This window comes from Arenibacterium halophilum, from assembly GCF_005938225.1.
GTDB lineage: Bacteria > Pseudomonadota > Alphaproteobacteria > Rhodobacterales > Rhodobacteraceae > Arenibacterium > Arenibacterium halophilum.
Genome location: NZ_VCPC01000003.1, coordinates 195062 through 211224, shown reverse-complemented (window position 1 = coordinate 211224; position 16163 = coordinate 195062). Strand labels below are relative to the sequence as shown.

16 protein-coding genes are annotated in these 16163 nt (G+C 63.2%); 15 read left to right on the top strand and 1 reads right to left on the bottom strand.

Translation table 11 applies throughout. The features are described 5' to 3' along the window. Positions 1-48: 48 nt before the first annotated feature. The 3 genes from FGK64_RS14210 (at position 49) to FGK64_RS14200 (ending at position 3414) form a co-directional block, all read left to right on the top strand. The gene (locus tag FGK64_RS14210) at positions 49-1602 is read left to right on the top strand and encodes a tetratricopeptide repeat-containing sulfotransferase family protein (protein ID WP_138864503.1); all 1554 of its coding nucleotides are present in this window, start codon (positions 49-51) and stop codon (positions 1600-1602) included. 132 nt (positions 1603-1734) lie between these two features. Beyond that, the gene (locus FGK64_RS14205; RefSeq protein ID WP_138864502.1) at positions 1735-2544 is read left to right on the top strand and encodes a division plane positioning ATPase MipZ; all 810 of its coding nucleotides are present in this window, start codon (positions 1735-1737) and stop codon (positions 2542-2544) included. A gap of 54 nt (positions 2545-2598) precedes the next feature. Next, positions 2599-3414 carry a hypothetical protein gene (locus FGK64_RS14200; protein ID WP_138864501.1) on the top strand — a complete coding sequence of 272 codons (816 nt, stop codon included), beginning with the start codon at positions 2599-2601 and terminating at the stop codon, positions 3412-3414. Here FGK64_RS14200 and FGK64_RS14195 read toward each other — a convergent pair. Further along, positions 3411-3842, bottom strand: coding sequence for a MarR family winged helix-turn-helix transcriptional regulator (locus FGK64_RS14195; RefSeq protein ID WP_138864500.1), 432 nt, complete (start codon positions 3840-3842; stop codon positions 3411-3413). The genes FGK64_RS14200 and FGK64_RS14195 overlap by 4 nt on opposite strands. Positions 3843-3934: 92 nt before the next feature. On the opposite strand from FGK64_RS14195, the gene hmgA reads away from it, so the two are divergent. The 12 genes from hmgA to FGK64_RS14135 all read left to right on the top strand — a co-directional run bounded on the left by hmgA (position 3935) and on the right by FGK64_RS14135 (position 16104). Continuing rightward, complete coding sequence (gene hmgA / locus FGK64_RS14190; RefSeq protein ID WP_138864499.1) at positions 3935-5296, top strand: homogentisate 1,2-dioxygenase; 1362 nt, start codon at positions 3935-3937, stop codon at positions 5294-5296. Positions 5297-5548: 252 nt separating this feature from the next. Next, positions 5549-6805, top strand: a complete 1257-nt coding sequence (fahA, locus tag FGK64_RS14185) for a fumarylacetoacetase (RefSeq protein WP_138864498.1) — start codon at positions 5549-5551, stop codon at positions 6803-6805. A gap of 80 nt (positions 6806-6885) precedes the next feature. Further along, positions 6886-7836 carry an MBL fold metallo-hydrolase gene (locus FGK64_RS14180; protein ID WP_138864497.1) on the top strand — a complete coding sequence of 317 codons (951 nt, stop codon included), beginning with the start codon at positions 6886-6888 and terminating at the stop codon, positions 7834-7836. Beyond that, positions 7833-8360 carry a DinB family protein gene (locus FGK64_RS14175; protein WP_138864496.1) on the top strand — a complete coding sequence of 176 codons (528 nt, stop codon included), beginning with the start codon at positions 7833-7835 and terminating at the stop codon, positions 8358-8360. The genes FGK64_RS14180 and FGK64_RS14175 overlap by 4 nt, the downstream gene beginning before the upstream one ends. A 19-nt stretch (positions 8361-8379) precedes the next feature. After that, positions 8380-10011: an FAD-dependent oxidoreductase gene (locus FGK64_RS14170; RefSeq protein WP_138864495.1), complete on the top strand. Its 1632-nt coding sequence runs from the start codon at positions 8380-8382 to the stop codon at positions 10009-10011. Then, positions 10008-10211, top strand: a complete 204-nt coding sequence (locus FGK64_RS14165) for a DUF2783 domain-containing protein (RefSeq protein WP_138864494.1) — start codon at positions 10008-10010, stop codon at positions 10209-10211. Before FGK64_RS14170 ends, FGK64_RS14165 begins: the two co-directional genes overlap by 4 nt. Continuing rightward, positions 10204-10842 (top strand): maleylacetoacetate isomerase, encoded by a 639-nt coding sequence (gene maiA / locus FGK64_RS14160; RefSeq protein ID WP_138864493.1) that lies wholly within the window; start codon positions 10204-10206, stop codon positions 10840-10842. The genes FGK64_RS14165 and maiA overlap by 8 nt, the downstream gene beginning before the upstream one ends. 146 nt (positions 10843-10988) lie before the next feature. Next, positions 10989-11933, top strand: coding sequence for a cyclase family protein (locus FGK64_RS14155; RefSeq protein ID WP_138864492.1), 945 nt, complete (start codon positions 10989-10991; stop codon positions 11931-11933). A gap of 548 nt (positions 11934-12481) precedes the next feature. Then, positions 12482-14140, top strand: a complete 1659-nt coding sequence (locus tag FGK64_RS14150) for an ABC transporter substrate-binding protein (RefSeq protein WP_138864491.1) — start codon at positions 12482-12484, stop codon at positions 14138-14140. 339 nt (positions 14141-14479) lie between these two features. After that, complete coding sequence (locus tag FGK64_RS14145) at positions 14480-15043, top strand: hypothetical protein (RefSeq protein ID WP_138864490.1); 564 nt, start codon at positions 14480-14482, stop codon at positions 15041-15043. A 132-nt stretch (positions 15044-15175) separates the two neighbouring features. Continuing rightward, positions 15176-15526 carry a DOPA 4,5-dioxygenase family protein gene (locus FGK64_RS14140; RefSeq protein WP_210236576.1) on the top strand — a complete coding sequence of 117 codons (351 nt, stop codon included), beginning with the start codon at positions 15176-15178 and terminating at the stop codon, positions 15524-15526. After that, a complete protein-coding gene (locus FGK64_RS14135; protein WP_138864488.1) occupies positions 15523-16104 on the top strand; it encodes a VOC family protein in 582 nt (193 codons plus the stop codon). Before FGK64_RS14140 ends, FGK64_RS14135 begins: the two co-directional genes overlap by 4 nt. Positions 16105-16163 lie beyond the last annotated feature (59 nt).

Genomic DNA, 16163 nt, shown 5'->3' with positions numbered 1-16163 from the left:
AACGGAACAGGGACCACTGGCTTGGCAAGCACGGCACGCGCACTTCCTATGGCATCAGACATCACGCGAACGCTCGACAGCGCCGAACGCGCCCGGCGCAAGGGCGATGCCAGTTCGGCGGCGCGCGGTTTTGCCTCGGTTCTGGTGAAATTTCCGGGCAATCGCCGCGCGCAGCAGGGATTGCAGCGTACGAAGGCCCGCGCCATCACCGATTTGACCAGCCGTGCAAGGTCCGAACAGTCGCGCGGGGCGTTGCATTCGGCGGAACGGCTGTGGGCCGCGCTGGTGCAGCTTGCCCCCTCCGATGACAGTGCCGCCCGTGCCCTGGCGTTGTGCCGGCTGGATCTTGGACGGATGCAGGCCGCGTTGGGCGCGCTTGACGGGTTGCCCGAATGCCCCGAAACGCTGGATTTACGCGGACGTATCCTGCGCGAACTGGGCGATCTTGGCGGGGCCGAATCCTGCCATCGCGCCGCGCTGGTGGATGGCCCGGGTGACGCCGCGCCGCTGAACAACTTGGGTATTCTGGCCCGGGCGCGTGGCGATCTGGAGACGGCCGCCACGTTCTTTCGAAAAGCGATCCGCTGGGCACCCGACAACGGTGATGTGCATTACAACCTTGCGCGGGCGGGCGGTGACGCAAAGGCCCACCTGGCGGCGCTGAAAAAGCTGCCCGCCAGCGATCCTGCCGGGCATTTCGCAATCTTCGAACGGCTGCACACGCTAAGACAGCATGATCTGGCCTTTGCGCATCTTCTCAAGGGGAACGCGCTGCGCGCCAGAACTGCCGGGTTCGACCCTGCGCGGGAGGCGGCGCTGTTCACCTGGCTTGCGCAGATGCAACCCACAAACCTCAGCGACATGGCCCCGCTGACTGGCCCGCGCCCCGTGTTCATCGTGGGGTTGCCGCGCTCGGGCACAACGCTCGTGGAACGCGTCCTTGGCCAAAGCGCGGGCGTGCAGATGGGGGGCGAATTGCCCGTTGTCTCGGGCGCGGTTGCCCCGCTTCTGCGCCAGTTGCAGGACGAGTCTCGCGAACACCCTGACAGATCCGACATTTTGGCTCTGCGGCAAAAGCTGGATGAAGGGTTCGCCGCCCGTTCGGACGGGCGACCCCTGCTGACCGACAAGATGCCGCTGAATTTCCGCTGGGTCGGGCTTTTGCGCGCCGCCCTGCCCGAGGCAAGGTTTGTCCATGTGACGCGCGACGCCGTCCCGCTGGCCTTCTCGCTGCTGCGCCATTCATTCGCAGGCGGCGGCAACAGGTTCTGCTATGACCCGGCGCACATCGTCGTCTACATGGCGCTGCACAAGGCGCTCACCGACGGCTGGGCGGCAAGGTTTGGCGAAGTAATCCACGCGCTGCACTATGGTGATCTGGTGGCCGACCCAGAACATCAGGGCAAGGCGCTTTGCGCGGCGTGCGATGTTGAATGGAGTGCCGGCAACCTACGCCCCGAAGACAACTCCGCTCCGGTTCTCACCGCCAGCAACATGCAGGTTCGCCATCCCATCGCGCCGGGCGCCGACGATGGCTGGCATCCCTATCGCACAGGGATGGCCCCGATCATTGCGGCACTGACGGCGGCCGGGGTCACCTGACGCGGCACAACCAGAAACTGTGGATTTCCTGCGCCGTTCCCGCCGGAATCGGCTCTAATATGCGCAATTGGGCTTTGCAGCGCTGCCGCCCCTACATATAGATACCCGAAAGAACAGAGCGGGGTGCGACCGGTGGCGCATATCATCGTTGTAGGCAACGAAAAGGGCGGAGCGGGCAAATCGACCGTTTCGATGCATGTGGCGACGGCCCTTGCGCGGATGGGATTCAAGGTGAGCGCGCTGGACCTGGATTTGCGGCAGCGGACCATGGGCCGCTATGTCGAAAACCGGCGCGAATTCATCGAACAGTCGGGGCTGGAACTGGCCAGCGCCGATTGCCATGACCTGCCCGAGATTGACGCAAGCACGCTGCAGCCCGGCGAAAACATCTATGACCATCGCCTGTCGGCGGCCGTGGCGCGGCTGGAACCCGACAGCGATTTCATCCTGATCGACTGCCCCGGCTCTCATACGCGGCTCAGCCAGGTGGCGCATTCGCTGGCCGACACGCTGATCACCCCGCTGAACGACAGTTTCATAGACTTCGACCTGCTGGCCCATACCGACGCCGCCGGGGAAAAGATCACCGGCCCGTCCGTATATTCGGAAATGGTGTGGAACGCACGCCAGTTACGCGCGCAGGCCGGGCTGAAGCCGATCGACTGGGTGGTGATGCGCAACCGCGTGGGCACGCAGCGCATGGTCAACAAGGAAAAGATGGAACGCGCGGTCAACATGCTGGCCGAGCGGGTCGGCTTTCGCATCGTCCCCGGCTTTTCCGAGCGGGTGATTTTCCGCGAGCTTTTTCCGCGCGGCCTGACCCTGCTGGACCTGAAAGACATTGGGGTGAAGCAGCTCAACATCTCGAACGTGGCCGCCCGGCAAGAGCTGCGTGACATGATGAAGGGCCTGCGCCTGCCCGGTGTCACCGTCGATTTCTAGGCTCTAGGCAGGGCCGCCGCGCCATGTCACTCTGGCATCGGATGGGGGGCGGCGATGTTGAAAATCTGTGTCACGCTGATCGCAATGATTCTTGGAACGGCGGCCCATGCCGCCGGGCCCGAGGATACGGTGCGTTGGATTTATCAATCGCTGGCACAAGGCGGTGGCGCACACGCCGGGCTGACCTACCTGCGCGCGCCCGAGCGCAGCGGACAATTCCTGACACCTCGGCTGATTGCATTTTTCCAGGCCAACGACAGCCATAGCGACAACCTGGCCAATGCCTGTCTCGATTTTGCGCCCGACATCTCGGGCCAGGATTTCGACGCTAACGAATTGTCCCGCACCTTGCAGGTGACAACCGAAGGCGACGCGGCGCGCCAGACCGTCACCGCCCGGTTCTCCCTTTTCGGAGAGCCGACCGTCGTTGCCTATGATTTCATTCCCCACGACGGGCTTTGGAAACTGGACGACCTCGCCGGCAGCGGTTGGCGCCTGTCACAGATTCCCTGCGCGTCTGCCTCGACCACAGCCAGCGCCGCACCGACGCGCTATTGCTACAAACGCGGCGACAGCACGTTGTTGCTTGCCCCCCGCGATGATGGCACAGGGCGCGCCGCGCTCGACAGCTGGCAGGGCGGCGGGCACCACTGCGGGTTTGACGGCGCGGTAAGGGCCGAAAGCGGGCGTTGGGTGCATACCGGCCCCTCCGGCTGCCGGGTCGAAATCGAGGTAACGCAGGCGGGCGCCTTGCGTCTGCACGACGCGGGGCAGCAGTGCAAACCCCAGCTGTGCGGCGCGCGCGCGGCCATCGACGGGATGGAATTCCCCCCCGAGACCCAGATCGACTGTTCGCAAATCCCGGGCTAACGCGCCAGTTCGACCAGCAGGCGTTTCAACAGCACGGTGTCCTCGGCCGAGAAGCGCGCCGTCAACCGCGCCTCGTACTCTTGCGCGATGGCGCGGAGGTCACGATAGGCCGCCTGCCCTGCCTGCGTAAGTTCCAGAAACTCGGACCGGCGATCGGATTCGTCCCTTTCGCGCGTCAGAAACCGCCGGTCGGCCAGGCGCTGCACCGCACGGCTGACCTTGGTTTTGTGGATTTTGGCACGTTCGCCAATGTCCTTGGCCGTCATCCGCCCATGGATGCCAAGGTGAAACAGCACCCGCCAATCGGTGCGCAGCATCCCATACCGCCCCTTGTAGGACGCCTGAAACCCAAGGCTGCTGGCCTCTGCCGCCTGGTTCAACAGGTAGGGCAGAAAGGCGTGCAGATCAAAGTCATCTTTTGGCGGCATTCCCGCACCTTTCCCGTTGTTAGTTACAAAATCAACTATTACCTGTCTCGGCAAAGGCAAGCCCCCGCGCCCGCCAAAGAGGAGGATACGACATGAATCGCCCCACCGATCCGCACAACTTCGTGCAGGCTGCCGCGCCCACCGGCACAACCGAAGGCTACATGCCGGGCTTCGGCAACGATTTCGAAACAGAGGCCCTGCCCGGCGCCCTTCCACAAGGGCAAAACAGCCCGCAAAAGGTCAACTATGGCCTCTATGGCGAACAGCTATCGGGCACGGCCTTTACCGCGCCTAGCCATCAGAACGAACGCACCTGGTGCTATCGCATCCGCCCCTCGGTGAAACATTCGCACCGCTATGCCCGGATTGATCTGCCCTATTGGAAATCGGCGCCGCATATCCCCGAGGATGTGACCAGCCTTGGCCAGTATCGCTGGGATCCGGTGCCCCATTCTGACACCCCGCTGACCTGGCTGACGGGCATGCGCACCATGACCACGGCGGGCGATGTGAACACGCAGGTCGGCATGGCCAGCCATATCTACCTGGTCACTGAAAGCATGGTCGACAGCTATTTCTATTCCGCCGACAGCGAATTGCTGATCGTCCCGCAGGAAGGCCGGCTGCGGTTCGCGACCGAGCTTGGGATCATCGACATCGAGCCCAAGGAAATCGCGATCATCCCGCGCGGCCTGCTGTACCGGGTCGAGGTGCTGGAAGGCCCGGCGCGCGGCTTTGTCTGTGAAAACTACGGCCAGAAATTCGCCCTGCCCGGCCGTGGCCCGATTGGCGCCAACTGCATGGCGAACCGGCGCGACTTCAAGACTCCGGTCGCCGCCTTCGAGGACCGCGAAACGCCCTCGACCGTGACCATCAAGTGGTGCGGCCAGTTCCACGAAACCCATATCGGGCACAGCCCGCTGGACGTGGTGGCCTGGCACGGAAACTATGCGCCGGTGAAATACGACCTGCGCAACTACTGCCCCGTTGGCTCGATCCTGTTTGACCACCCCGACCCGTCGATCTTTACCGTGCTGACCGCGCCCAGCGGGGTCGAGGGCACCGCGAACATCGATTTCGTGCTGTTCCGCGAACGCTGGATGGTGATGGAGGATACCTTCCGCCCTCCGTGGTATCACAAGAACATCATGTCGGAACTGATGGGCAACATCTACGGCCAATACGATGCCAAACCGCAGGGCTTTGTGCCGGGCGGGATGAGCCTGCATAACATGATGCTGCCGCACGGGCCCGACCGCGACGCCTTTGAAAAGGCCTCGAACGCGAACCTTGGCCCCGACAAGCTGGACCAGACCATGTCGTTCATGTTCGAAACCCGCTTTCCCCAGCACCTGACCCGCTTTGCTGCGACCGAGGCGCCCTTGCAGGACGATTACATCGACTGCTGGTCGAGCCTCGAAAAGAAATTCGACGGAACGCCGGGGCGGAAGTAGCCCGCCCCCGACGGAGTGGCAGCGGTGGCGATCACCGCGCCAATGGGCTATCCCTGACGCAACAGGGATGGCGCAGGGGCCGCCCGCCACCGAAAGGACCACGGGATGAACGACGCAACACTTGACCTGATCTTCTGGATCGTCGTGATGGCGGTGCTGTTCGTGGTCATCCGCTGGGCGCAGAAACGCCGCAAGAACAAGGACTAGGCCCGCCCGCCGGGCCCGCCGAACCGATACACCAAAGGACACCCGATGCCGCTGATGAAAAGCTGGGTCGCCTCGGCCAATACCGCCGATTGCCCGTTTCCGCTGAACAACCTGCCTTATGGCGTCTTTTCGACCGACGGGACCGAACCACGTTGTGGTGTCGCCATTGGCGACCAGATCCTCGACATGGCTGCCGCCGAGGAAAGCGGGCTGATCGCCCTCGGCGACGAACCGCTGTTCGAGGCGCCCTATTGGAACGACCTGATGGCCGAAGGCCCCGCCGTCTGGGCCGCCCTGCGCGACCGGCTGACCGCCCTGCTGGCCGAGGGCAGCAAGGAACAGGACAAGGTCGAAGACCTGCTGGTGCCGATGGCCGAGGCCTCGTTGCACATGCCCTTCATGGTGTCGGAATACACCGATTTCTACGCCGGGCGGCACCATGCCACCAACGTCGGCACCATGTTCCGCGGCGCCGAAAACGCGCTGCCGCCGAACTGGCTGCATATTCCCATCGGCTATAACGGCCGCGCCTCGTCGGTCTATGTATCGGGCACCGACATCCGCCGCCCCTGGGGCCAGCTGAAATCGCCCGACCATGACACACCCGCCTTCCTGCCCTGCCGCCGCTTCGACCTCGAACTGGAAATGGGCGCCATCGTCGGCACCGACAGCGACGGCCCCGTGACGGTGCAGGAAGCCGACGACATGATCTTTGGCTACGTGCTGCTGAACGACTGGTCCGCGCGCGACATCCAGGCCTGGGAATACCAACCGCTCGGGCCGTTCCAGGCCAAGGCGACGGCCACCTCGATCAGCCCGTGGATTGTGACGAAACCGGCGCTGGAACCGTTCCGCACCGATACGCCCGTGCGCGAATTCGAACTGCTCGACCACCTGAAGGACTGTGGCCCGATGCTCTATGACATCGAGCTCGAGGTCGCGCTGGCCCCCGAAGGCAAGGCGGAAACCACCATCGCGCGCACCAACTATGCCGAGATGTATTATTCATCGGCCCAGCAGCTGGCGCATCACACCACCGCCGGCAGCCCGATGAACACGGGCGATCTGCTGGGTTCGGGCACCATCTCGGGCGCGGAAAAATCGCAACGCGGATCGCTGCTGGAACTCAGCTGGGGCGGAAAGGAACCGCTCACGCTCGACACCGGCGACACCCGCAGCTTCCTGGAAGACGGCGACACGCTGACCCTGCGCGGCGCAGCCAAGGGCGACGGCTATACCATCGGGTTCGGCGATTGCACCGGCACCATCCTGCCCGCCCTCGCGGATCCGTACAAACGCTGATCCTTCTTTGGGCCCATAAATATCCCCGCCGGAGGCTCCCGCAGCTGCCCCCGGCGTCCCCCGTCAGAAAGGCACACCACATGGCCAAGGCTTTCGCGTCGCAAGGCGACATGACTGAAAAGAATATCTCCTTCACCGAGGTGGGCGAAGGCCTCTGGGCCTTTACCGCCGAGGGCGATCCCAACTCGGGCGTCATCATCGGCGACGACAGCGTGATGATCGTCGAGGCACAGGCCACCCCGCGCCTTGCCAACAAGGTGATCGAAAAGGTCCGCGAGGTCACCGACAAGCCGATCACCCACGTGGTGATGACGCATTACCACGCCGTGCGCGTGCTGGGCTGCTCCGCCTTTGGTGCGCAGACGGTCATCATGGGCGAAAAGGCCCGCGCCATGGTCGCCGAGCGCGGGCAGGAAGACTGGGACAGCGAATTCGCGCGCTTCCCGCGCCTGTTCGAAGGCCATGAAAGCATCCCCGGCCTGACCTGGCCGACCACCACCTTCAACGACCGGATGACCGTTTACCTTGGCAAACGCCGGGTCGACCTGATGCACCTGGGCCGGGCCCATACGGCGGGCGATATCGTGGCTTTCGTGCCCGATGCCAACACCATGTTCACCGGCGACATCGTCGAATACCATTCGGCCTGCTACTGCGGCGACGGGCATTTCCACGACTGGCCGAAAACGCTGGACGCGATCCGCGGATTCGACCTTGACGCCATCGCGCCGGGCCGGGGCGATGCGCTGGTCGGCAAGGACATGGTGAACGCCGCGCTCGACAATACCGAGGATTTCGTGCGCTCCACCTATCGCCCTGCCGCCCGCGTGGCGCTGAAAGGCGGCACGCTGAAACAGGCTTGGGACGCGGTACGCGCCGAATGCGACCCGAAGTTCAGCGACTACGCGATCTACGAACACTGCCTGCCCTTCAACGTCGCCCGCGCCTATGACGAGGCGCTGGATATCGACACCCCCCGCATCTGGACCGCCGCGCGCGACAAGGAGATGTGGGAGGCGCTGCAAGGATGACGCCAGCGGCGGCCCCCTTCCGGCTGTTGGCTCAGAACAACGCCTGGGCCAATGCCACGCTGCATCGCGCGGTGGGCACCCTGCCCGCCGGGGGTTTTGCCGCGCCGGCACCGGGGTTCTTCGGCTCGCTCAAGGCGACGTTGAACCACATCTGGCAGGTCGATCTGTATTACCTCGACGCGCTGGAATCGGGGGGGCTGGGCCGCAGCGTTTATGACCAGCCCGAGCTGGACGACCCCACTGAACTGGCCCGCGCGCAGGCCGATGTGGACGCGCGGTTCATCCGGTTCTGCTTTAACCTGACCGCCGAGGCGCTGACGGAAACACGTCAAACCGCACGCCCCGAGGGCATGGTGCAGGAACGTGTCGATGCGCTGATCCTGCATTTGGCGCAGCATCAGGTGCACCATCGCGGGCAGGCGCATGTACAGCTGCAAACGCTGGGCGTGGCCCCGCCGCAGCTGGACGAATTCTTTCTCGACTACGACCGCGCGCCCACCGCGCAGGCCTATTTCGACAGTTGACCCAAGGGGGAGGACACCCATGGCCTACGATTACACGCCGTTTCCCTTTGTTGCGCCGCCGGGGCTGAGCGCGCCCGAGCCGCGCCACAAGGTCGCCATCGTGGGCGCCGGGCCGATCGGGCTGGCCATGGCGATCGACCTTGCCCAGCGCGGCGTGCCCAGCGTGGTGCTGGATGACAACAACGTCGTCTCGGTCGGCAGCCGCGCGATCTGCTGGGCCAAGCGCACGCTGGAAATCTTCGACCGGCTGGGCGTGGGCGAGCGGATGCTGGAAAAGGGCGTGACATGGAAGGTCGGGCGCAATTTCCACGGCCACGACGAGGTTTACAGCTTTGATCTGCTGCCCGAGGACGGCCACAAGTACCCCGCCTTCATCAATCTCCAGCAATATTACGTTGAACAATACCTTGTCGAACGCGTGCAGGACTTTCCCGATCTGATCGACCTGCGGTTCAAGAACGCAGTCATCAAGCACGAGGATTACGGCGATCACGTCGTGCTGACCATCGACACGCCCAAGGGCAATTACCACCTCGAAGCCGAATATTACCTGGCCTGCGATGGCGCGAATTCGGCAACCCGCACCCGCATGGGGCTGGATTTCACCGGCCAGACCTTTCAGGAGCAATTCCTGATCGCCGATATCGAAATGGAGCAAAGCCCCTTTGGAGACCATCCGGTGCCGGAACGCTGGTTCTGGTTCGATCCGCCGTTCCACCCGGGAAAATCCGCGCTGCTGCACGCCCAGCCCGACAATATCTACCGGATCGACCTACAGTTGGACGTGGACGCCGACGGCCGCGCCGAATCTGACCCGGATCGGGTGATCCCACGCATCAAGGCGATCGTGGGGGACAAACCGTTCCGGCTGGATTGGGTCAGCGTGTACAAATTCCGCTGCATCAAGCTGGATCGGTTTGTGCATGGGCGGGTGATTTTCGTGGGCGACAGCGCCCATGTGGTCAGCCCCTTCGGTGCGCGTGGGGGCAATGGCGGCATCCAGGATGTTGACAATCTGGGCTGGAAGCTGGCCGCCGTTCTGGACGGCACGGCCCCCGCCAAGCTGATCGACACCTACCACGATGAACGCAGCCACGGGTCGGCCGAGAATATCCTGAACTCGTCGCGCTCGACCAACTTCATGACTCCGAAAACGCCCATCGAGGCGCTATTCCGGGCCGAAGCCCTGAAATTGGCGAAAGATCAGCCATTTGCCCGGCGGCTGCTGAACTCGGGGCGGCTGTCGCTGCCCTGCTCGCTGGCGGGCTTCGCGCTGCAAACACCGGGCACGGCGCCAGTGCTGCCGGGGGCGCCGCTGCTGGATGCGCCTCTGCGCGACGGGAACCGCGACACATGGCTGGTGGCAGAATTGCAGGGACGGTTCACGCTGGTGGGCTTTGACGCGGTGACCTTGCCGCAGGTCGATGGCGTTGACCGGGTGGTGATCGGCGGGGCGCAGGACGGCTGTCGCCGATTCGAAGACCCCACCGGGCTGGCGCTGGGCCGCTATGGCGCGGCGCGGGTTTACCTGATCCGCCCCGACGGCCATATCTGCGCGGCCTTCGGGCCCGCCCCCAGCGCCGCAGAGATTGCCGCCGCGCTGGCCCGCGCCAAGGGCACCACGGCCGCAACCGAAAGGGCCATCGCATGAGCCGCACCATCGCCGCCGACAACCTGAGCCCCGTACAGGACGAGTTCTACGCCGCGCTGATGCAGGCGCACGAGGGGTTGAGCGAGCCGCAAAGCCACGCCCTGAACGCGCGACTGGTGCTGTTGATGGCGAACCACATCGGCGCGCTGGACGATCTGCGCGCCCTCCTGACGACTGCAAGGAGCTATGCAGATGAGTGACATCACCCTGTTCGATTACTGGCGCTCGTCGGCGAGCTATCGTATGCGGATCGCACTGCATATGGGCGGGATCGAATACACCTCGGTGCCGGTGGACCTGCCCACGGGCGAACACCGCACGGAAGCGCATCGTGCCCGCAATCCGCAAGGGTTTGTGCCGGTTCTTGACATCGACGGAGCACGGCTGACGCAATCGCTGGCGATGCTGGAGTATCTGAACGACACCCGCGGGCTGGGCCTGCTGTCGGCCGATCCGCTGACGCGTGCGCGGGAACGGGCGCTGGCGCATTCCATTGCCGTCGACATCCATCCGGTCTGCAACCTGTCGGTCGCCAGCCACGCCAAGGCGCTGACCGGCGATGACGAGACGATGGGCGCCTGGATGCGCCATTTCATCCGCCCGGGGCTGGAAGCCTTCGAGGTGCTGCTGGGCGGCTTCGAACAGGCGCCCTATTGCTGTGGCGATACGCCCGGTCTGGCCGACATCTGCCTGATGCCGCAAGTCTACAACGCGAACCGCTGGGGCGTGCAGATGGACGACTTGACCCGGCTGAGCGGCGTGGCCGATGCCTGCGCGGCGCACCCGGCCTTTGCCGCCGCTCACCCCGAAAAGTGGCAACCGGCGGCTTGATGCCGGTTTCAACCTCTGGTGCGCGCCCGGCGCCCGGAGGTTGAAAAAACGTCCTTGCCAGATCACGGAATCGTGCAACACTCGCACGGTCGGGGTTGCGGAATAGCATTCCGCACCGCGGCATTTTGATCTGGGAGGATAAGACATTGAAGAAAAGACTGATTGCCAGCCTCGCCTGTTCCGTCGCGCTGATCGCCGGAAGCCTGAGCGCGCAGGACTGTGAAGAAAGCAAATGGGGCGCCGAGGATGAAATCGGCTCGGCCAACCTTGTGACGCCCGAACGCACGATGGCGGCGCTGGAGCTGGTGAAACAGGGAAAATCCGTGCCTCTGGGCATCGTGATCGACAGCGAAACCCCGGCCTTTGCGCCCCGGTCGCTGAACCTGCAGGTGGTGCAACCGAACCAGCAGGGCGGCGCCAAGCTGACCGCCTTTGGCTATCCCGGCAACTACAACGACGACATCATCCAGACCTGGGTCGGCATCGGCAGCCAGATCGACGGCCTGGGCCATCTGGGCGAGAAAGGGTACTACTATAACTGCAACAAGGAAGACATCAGCGCCATCACCGGTCTGACCAAGCTGGGCGCGCATAACATTCCGCCGCTGGTCGGGCGCGCCGTGATCCTTGATATGGCGAGCCACGCCGGGAAAGAGGTGATGGACGCGGGCGACAATTTCGGCGAGGCCGAGATCAAGGCCGCCGCCGAGGCGCAGGGCGTGAGCATCGGTGAAGGCGATATCGTGCTGTTCCACACCGGTTGGACCGAGGGCAAGCTGGAGAGCGACCCCACGGCCTGGGTTTCGGGCGAGCCCGGTTTGAACGTGAACGGCGCGCGGTATCTGGCGTCGCTTAACGTGATGGCGGTTGGGGCCGACACCTGGGGCATCGAGCCGATCCCGCCTGCCGAGGGAGACGGCGCATTTTATGGCCACGTGGTGCTGTTGAAGGAAAACGGCATCTACCTGTTGGAAACCATGAACACCGGCCCGATCCTGCGGGACGGGGTGAACGAATTCATGTTCGTCCTGGGACAGGCCCGGATTCGCGGCACGGTACAGATGATCATCAACCCGGTGGCCCTGTATTAAGCGCGATTCCCTGTCGCTTCGGGTGGTCCCGACCCGATCGCAACAACGTGAAACCGGTTTCGGTTCGCTTCGGGCGATCCCGACCCGATCGCAAAGGAGTGAAACCGGTTTCGGTTCGCTTCGGGCGATCCCGACCCGATCGCAAAGGAGTGAAACCGGTTTCGGATCGCCTGCGCGATCCGACCAACACGGGGGGCTCTGCCCCCCGTACCCCCCGGGATATTTGCCCCCAAAGAATAATGCGCGCTGGCACACATCGTACTGACTGCCAGAATCTTCTGCGAACTTCGGGAATTTTGCAGAAAGTGTCTTATCTTACCCCTCAGATGTCGGAGACGTACAAGTTTGCCGCGCGCGCGTCGGGTTGCATCCCTGCGTGGCTTTGCGTCAGACTGCGCCATGACGGGCAACTGGCCTGGAGCCGGATCAATTTCGGCGATCCGTCACATGGAAGATCGGGCTGGTCGCAACATTTGTGACGCGCCCGACACAAACAGGGGATACGCGGGGATCAACCCCGCATCAGATAACCAACCGAGAGGAAGACCATGACATTTTTTACCCGCACCGGCAAAACGCTGCCCAAGACGGTTCAGGATCAGGCCGGTAAGGTCGGATCGGACCCGGTCAGCCGCCGCGAATTCATGGCCATTGCCACGTCGTTCGGGGCCACGGCGGCCACGGCCTATGGGATGCTGGGCCTGCCAGCCCCGGCCATGGCGCAATCCGGTGGCGAAAACGGTGGCACTGTGCGGATCCAGATGGAAGTGCGCGCCCTGAAGGACACACGCACCTATGACTGGAGCCAGATCGCCAACTTCTCGAACGGGTGGTTGGAATACCTGGTGGCCTGGGAGAACGACGGCTCGTTCACCCCGATGCTGCTGGAAAGCTGGGAGATCAATGAAGACGCGACCGAGTACACGTTGAACGTGCGTCAGGGCGTCAAGTGGAACAATGGCGACGATTTCACCGCCGAGGACGTGGCCCGCAACATCACCCGCTGGTGCGAAAAGGATGTTGAAGGCAACTCGATGGCGGGTCGTTTTGCCGTGCTGATCGATGACGCCACCGGCAAGGCCGCCGAAGGGGCGATCACCGTCGACGGGTCGACCGTCAAGCTGACACTGCCGCGGTCGGACATCACCCTGATCGCAGGTATGGCGGATTATCCGGCGGCGATCGTGCATGCGTCGTACGATGCGGCTACGATGCTGGACAACCCGATCGGCACCGGCCCCTATCTGCCCGAAAGCCTCGAGGTCGGCGTCAAGGGCGTGCTGGTGCGCAACGACGATCACGAATGGTGGAACGCAGGAAACGGCGCCTGGGTCGAGCGGGTCGAATTCATCGACTATGGCACCGATCCGTCGGCCTGGGTGGCTGCGGCCGAAGCGGATGAGATCGACATGACCTATTCGGTCGACGGCGATTTCATCGACATCATGGCCACGTTAGACGGTTGGAACCAGAACGAGATTACCAGCGCGGCAACCGTTGTGGTGCGCCCGAACCAGCTGGCCGAAGTGGACGGCAAGAAGCCCTATGCCGACCCGAAAGTGCGTAAGGCAATCCAGCTGGCCGTCGACAACGAAGTGATCCTTGAACTGGGCTATGGTGGCCGTGGCAAGGTGGCCGAAAACCACCATGTCGGCCCGATGCACCCGGAATACGCCGAGCTGCCCAAGCTGGAGCACGACCCCGCAAAGGCGCTGGAAATGCTGACCGAAGCCGGGATGGCGGACTTCGAGATGGAAATCATCTCGATTGACGATGCCTACCGCAAGGATACCACCGACGCGGTGGCGGCCCAGCTGCGCGATGCGGGCTTCAACGTCAAGCGGACCGTTCTGCCCGGGTCGACCTTCTGGAACGACTGGACGAAGTATCCGTTCAGCTCGACCAACTGGAACGCGCGCCCGCTGGGTGTGCAGATTTGGGCGCTGGCCTATAAATCCGGTGAGGCATGGAACGAATTCGGCTATGCCAGCGAAGAATTCGACTCGATCCTTGAGCAGGCGCTGGCCACGGCGGACGCTGACGCGCGGCGCGAGTTGATGGCCAAGGGCGAAAAGCTTCTTCAGGAGGACGGCGTGACCATCCAGGCCTATTGGCGCTCGCTCTATAACCATACCAAAACGAACCTCGAAGGTGGTGCGCACCACATCGGTTTCGTGGTTCAGCCGTGGAAACTGCGCTGGGTCTGATACCCGCAATATGAACATTTCCGTGGCCCCTGACCGGGCCACGGATTTCGGCCAAGTCAGTGTGATTCGGCCTCCTGTACCTGCCCGTATCGACGATCTCCGCTTCACGTTGTGGTGATTGGATGCCGCTGCGCAGAGGTGCATCGCCCCTTGCGCGGTCACCCCACAATTTACAGCTTATAATCGCTTGAATTCCGATGCCGAAGCGTCGCAAACCTCTGACGCCCTCTGTCGCGCGCCAGCACCGCAATACGCAGAATTCTTAACGTCGGGCGATACGGCATGGTATGATGGGACCGGGGCGCGGATGCCCCTAGTTTTTCGTACATAGGGTTAATCATGAAACCAATCCACGCGGCGTTCGCAGCTTGCCTGCTTGCGTTGCCCGCGGCCGTTCAGGCGGCCCCCATAAATGGTCAGCTTGAGCTTATCGGCTCAATCAATCCCAGCTCGACATTCTCGGCCAGCACCTTCAACGTCGACTTTGTCGGCGTCGGGCGCGCGCAGGTTGCGACCGGCGATTTCGACAGCTTTATCATCGATCTGGACGAACTTGGGACGGCGACCCAATTCACGCTGTATGATCTGGTTGGAACGGCCCCGGCCATGATCTATTCCGGCGGCGGTTTCACCTTTACCGCCACCAGCTTCTACAACTTCGTCGCCGCGCCCAACACGCCCCGTGGTTTTCAGGCCAGCGGCACGCTGACCGGCAACGGATTTGACGCGACCGATGCGGTCTTTGCCTTCAGCACGCAAAGCACCGGGCAGGAAACCACCGTTCGCGTGGCCTTTTCCTCTGGCACCAATACCATCTCGGCGGTTCCGCTTCCGGCAACCGGGCTGATGTTGGTGAGCGGCGCGCTTGCGATGGGCGCATTTGGCCGCAAACGCCGCGGTTAATACCCTTCCGGCGGCAGCAATGCCGCCGGTTCCTCGCGCAACCTTGCCCCACTGCACATATTCTGTGGAAAGATCGCCGGTTCACGCGGGCTCTTTACCCGTGCATTCTGATCGAAACGAACCGGAGATCAGATGATGCAGAATGACGTCCTCGGCTATCATGCCCATGTCTATTTCGATGCAGAGACCGTCGGGCAGGCCCGCGCCCTCTGCGAAGCGGCGCGCGACCGTTTTGATATTTCGATGGGCCGCATCCACGAACGCGAGGTCGGCCCCCATCCGATGTGGAGCTGCCAACTGGCCTTCGGCCCCGAGAAGTTCGGCACGGTCATGCCCTGGCTTGCCATGAACCGCAACGGGCTGACGGTGTTCACCCACCTCGATACCGGCGACGATCTGGCAGATCACCGCGACCACGGTATCTGGATGGGCGCACTGCTGCCACTGAAGCTCGAGATGTTCCAGACGGAGGCAAGCGCATGAAGAAACTGCAGGCACAGGGCGTGCACCACATCACTTTGACCGGGGCCGACCGGCAGACCAGCATCGACTTCTGGGAAGGCGTTCTGGGGATGCCCTTCATTTTCGATCAGCCCAATCTCGACAACCCGGACGAAGGCCATCTGTATTTTGATCCCGGCGACGGCAGGCTGATCACGATCTTCACAAACGAAAACCGCAAACCCGATCCGCGCCGCACCCCGACCGAGCCGGGCTGCGTGCATCACATCGCCTTCAACGTCAGCAAAGCGACTTTCAGCCAGACCGTCACCCGGCTGGACGACCGGGGCATCCGTCATTCGGGGCCAAAAGATCGCGGGTTCATGGATTCGATCTATTTCAAGGATCCGCTGGGCCTGTTGATTGAACTTGCCTGCTACCGCTTCGAACCGCCAGAGGGCTGCCGCCATGCGGATGTGATGATCGAAGCCCACCGCATCCGTGTGGCGCGCGGCGACTATAACATCGCCGAAGTCCATCTGGCCGATGCGATCGAAGCGCTTGTCGAACGGCGCCAGCAATCCCTTTCGGACGATCGCTCGCCTCGCAACCCTTACTGAAAGAATCGCGCTGCGCGCGATGCCTCCGGCGGGGATATTTATGGCCTTAAAGAAATGGG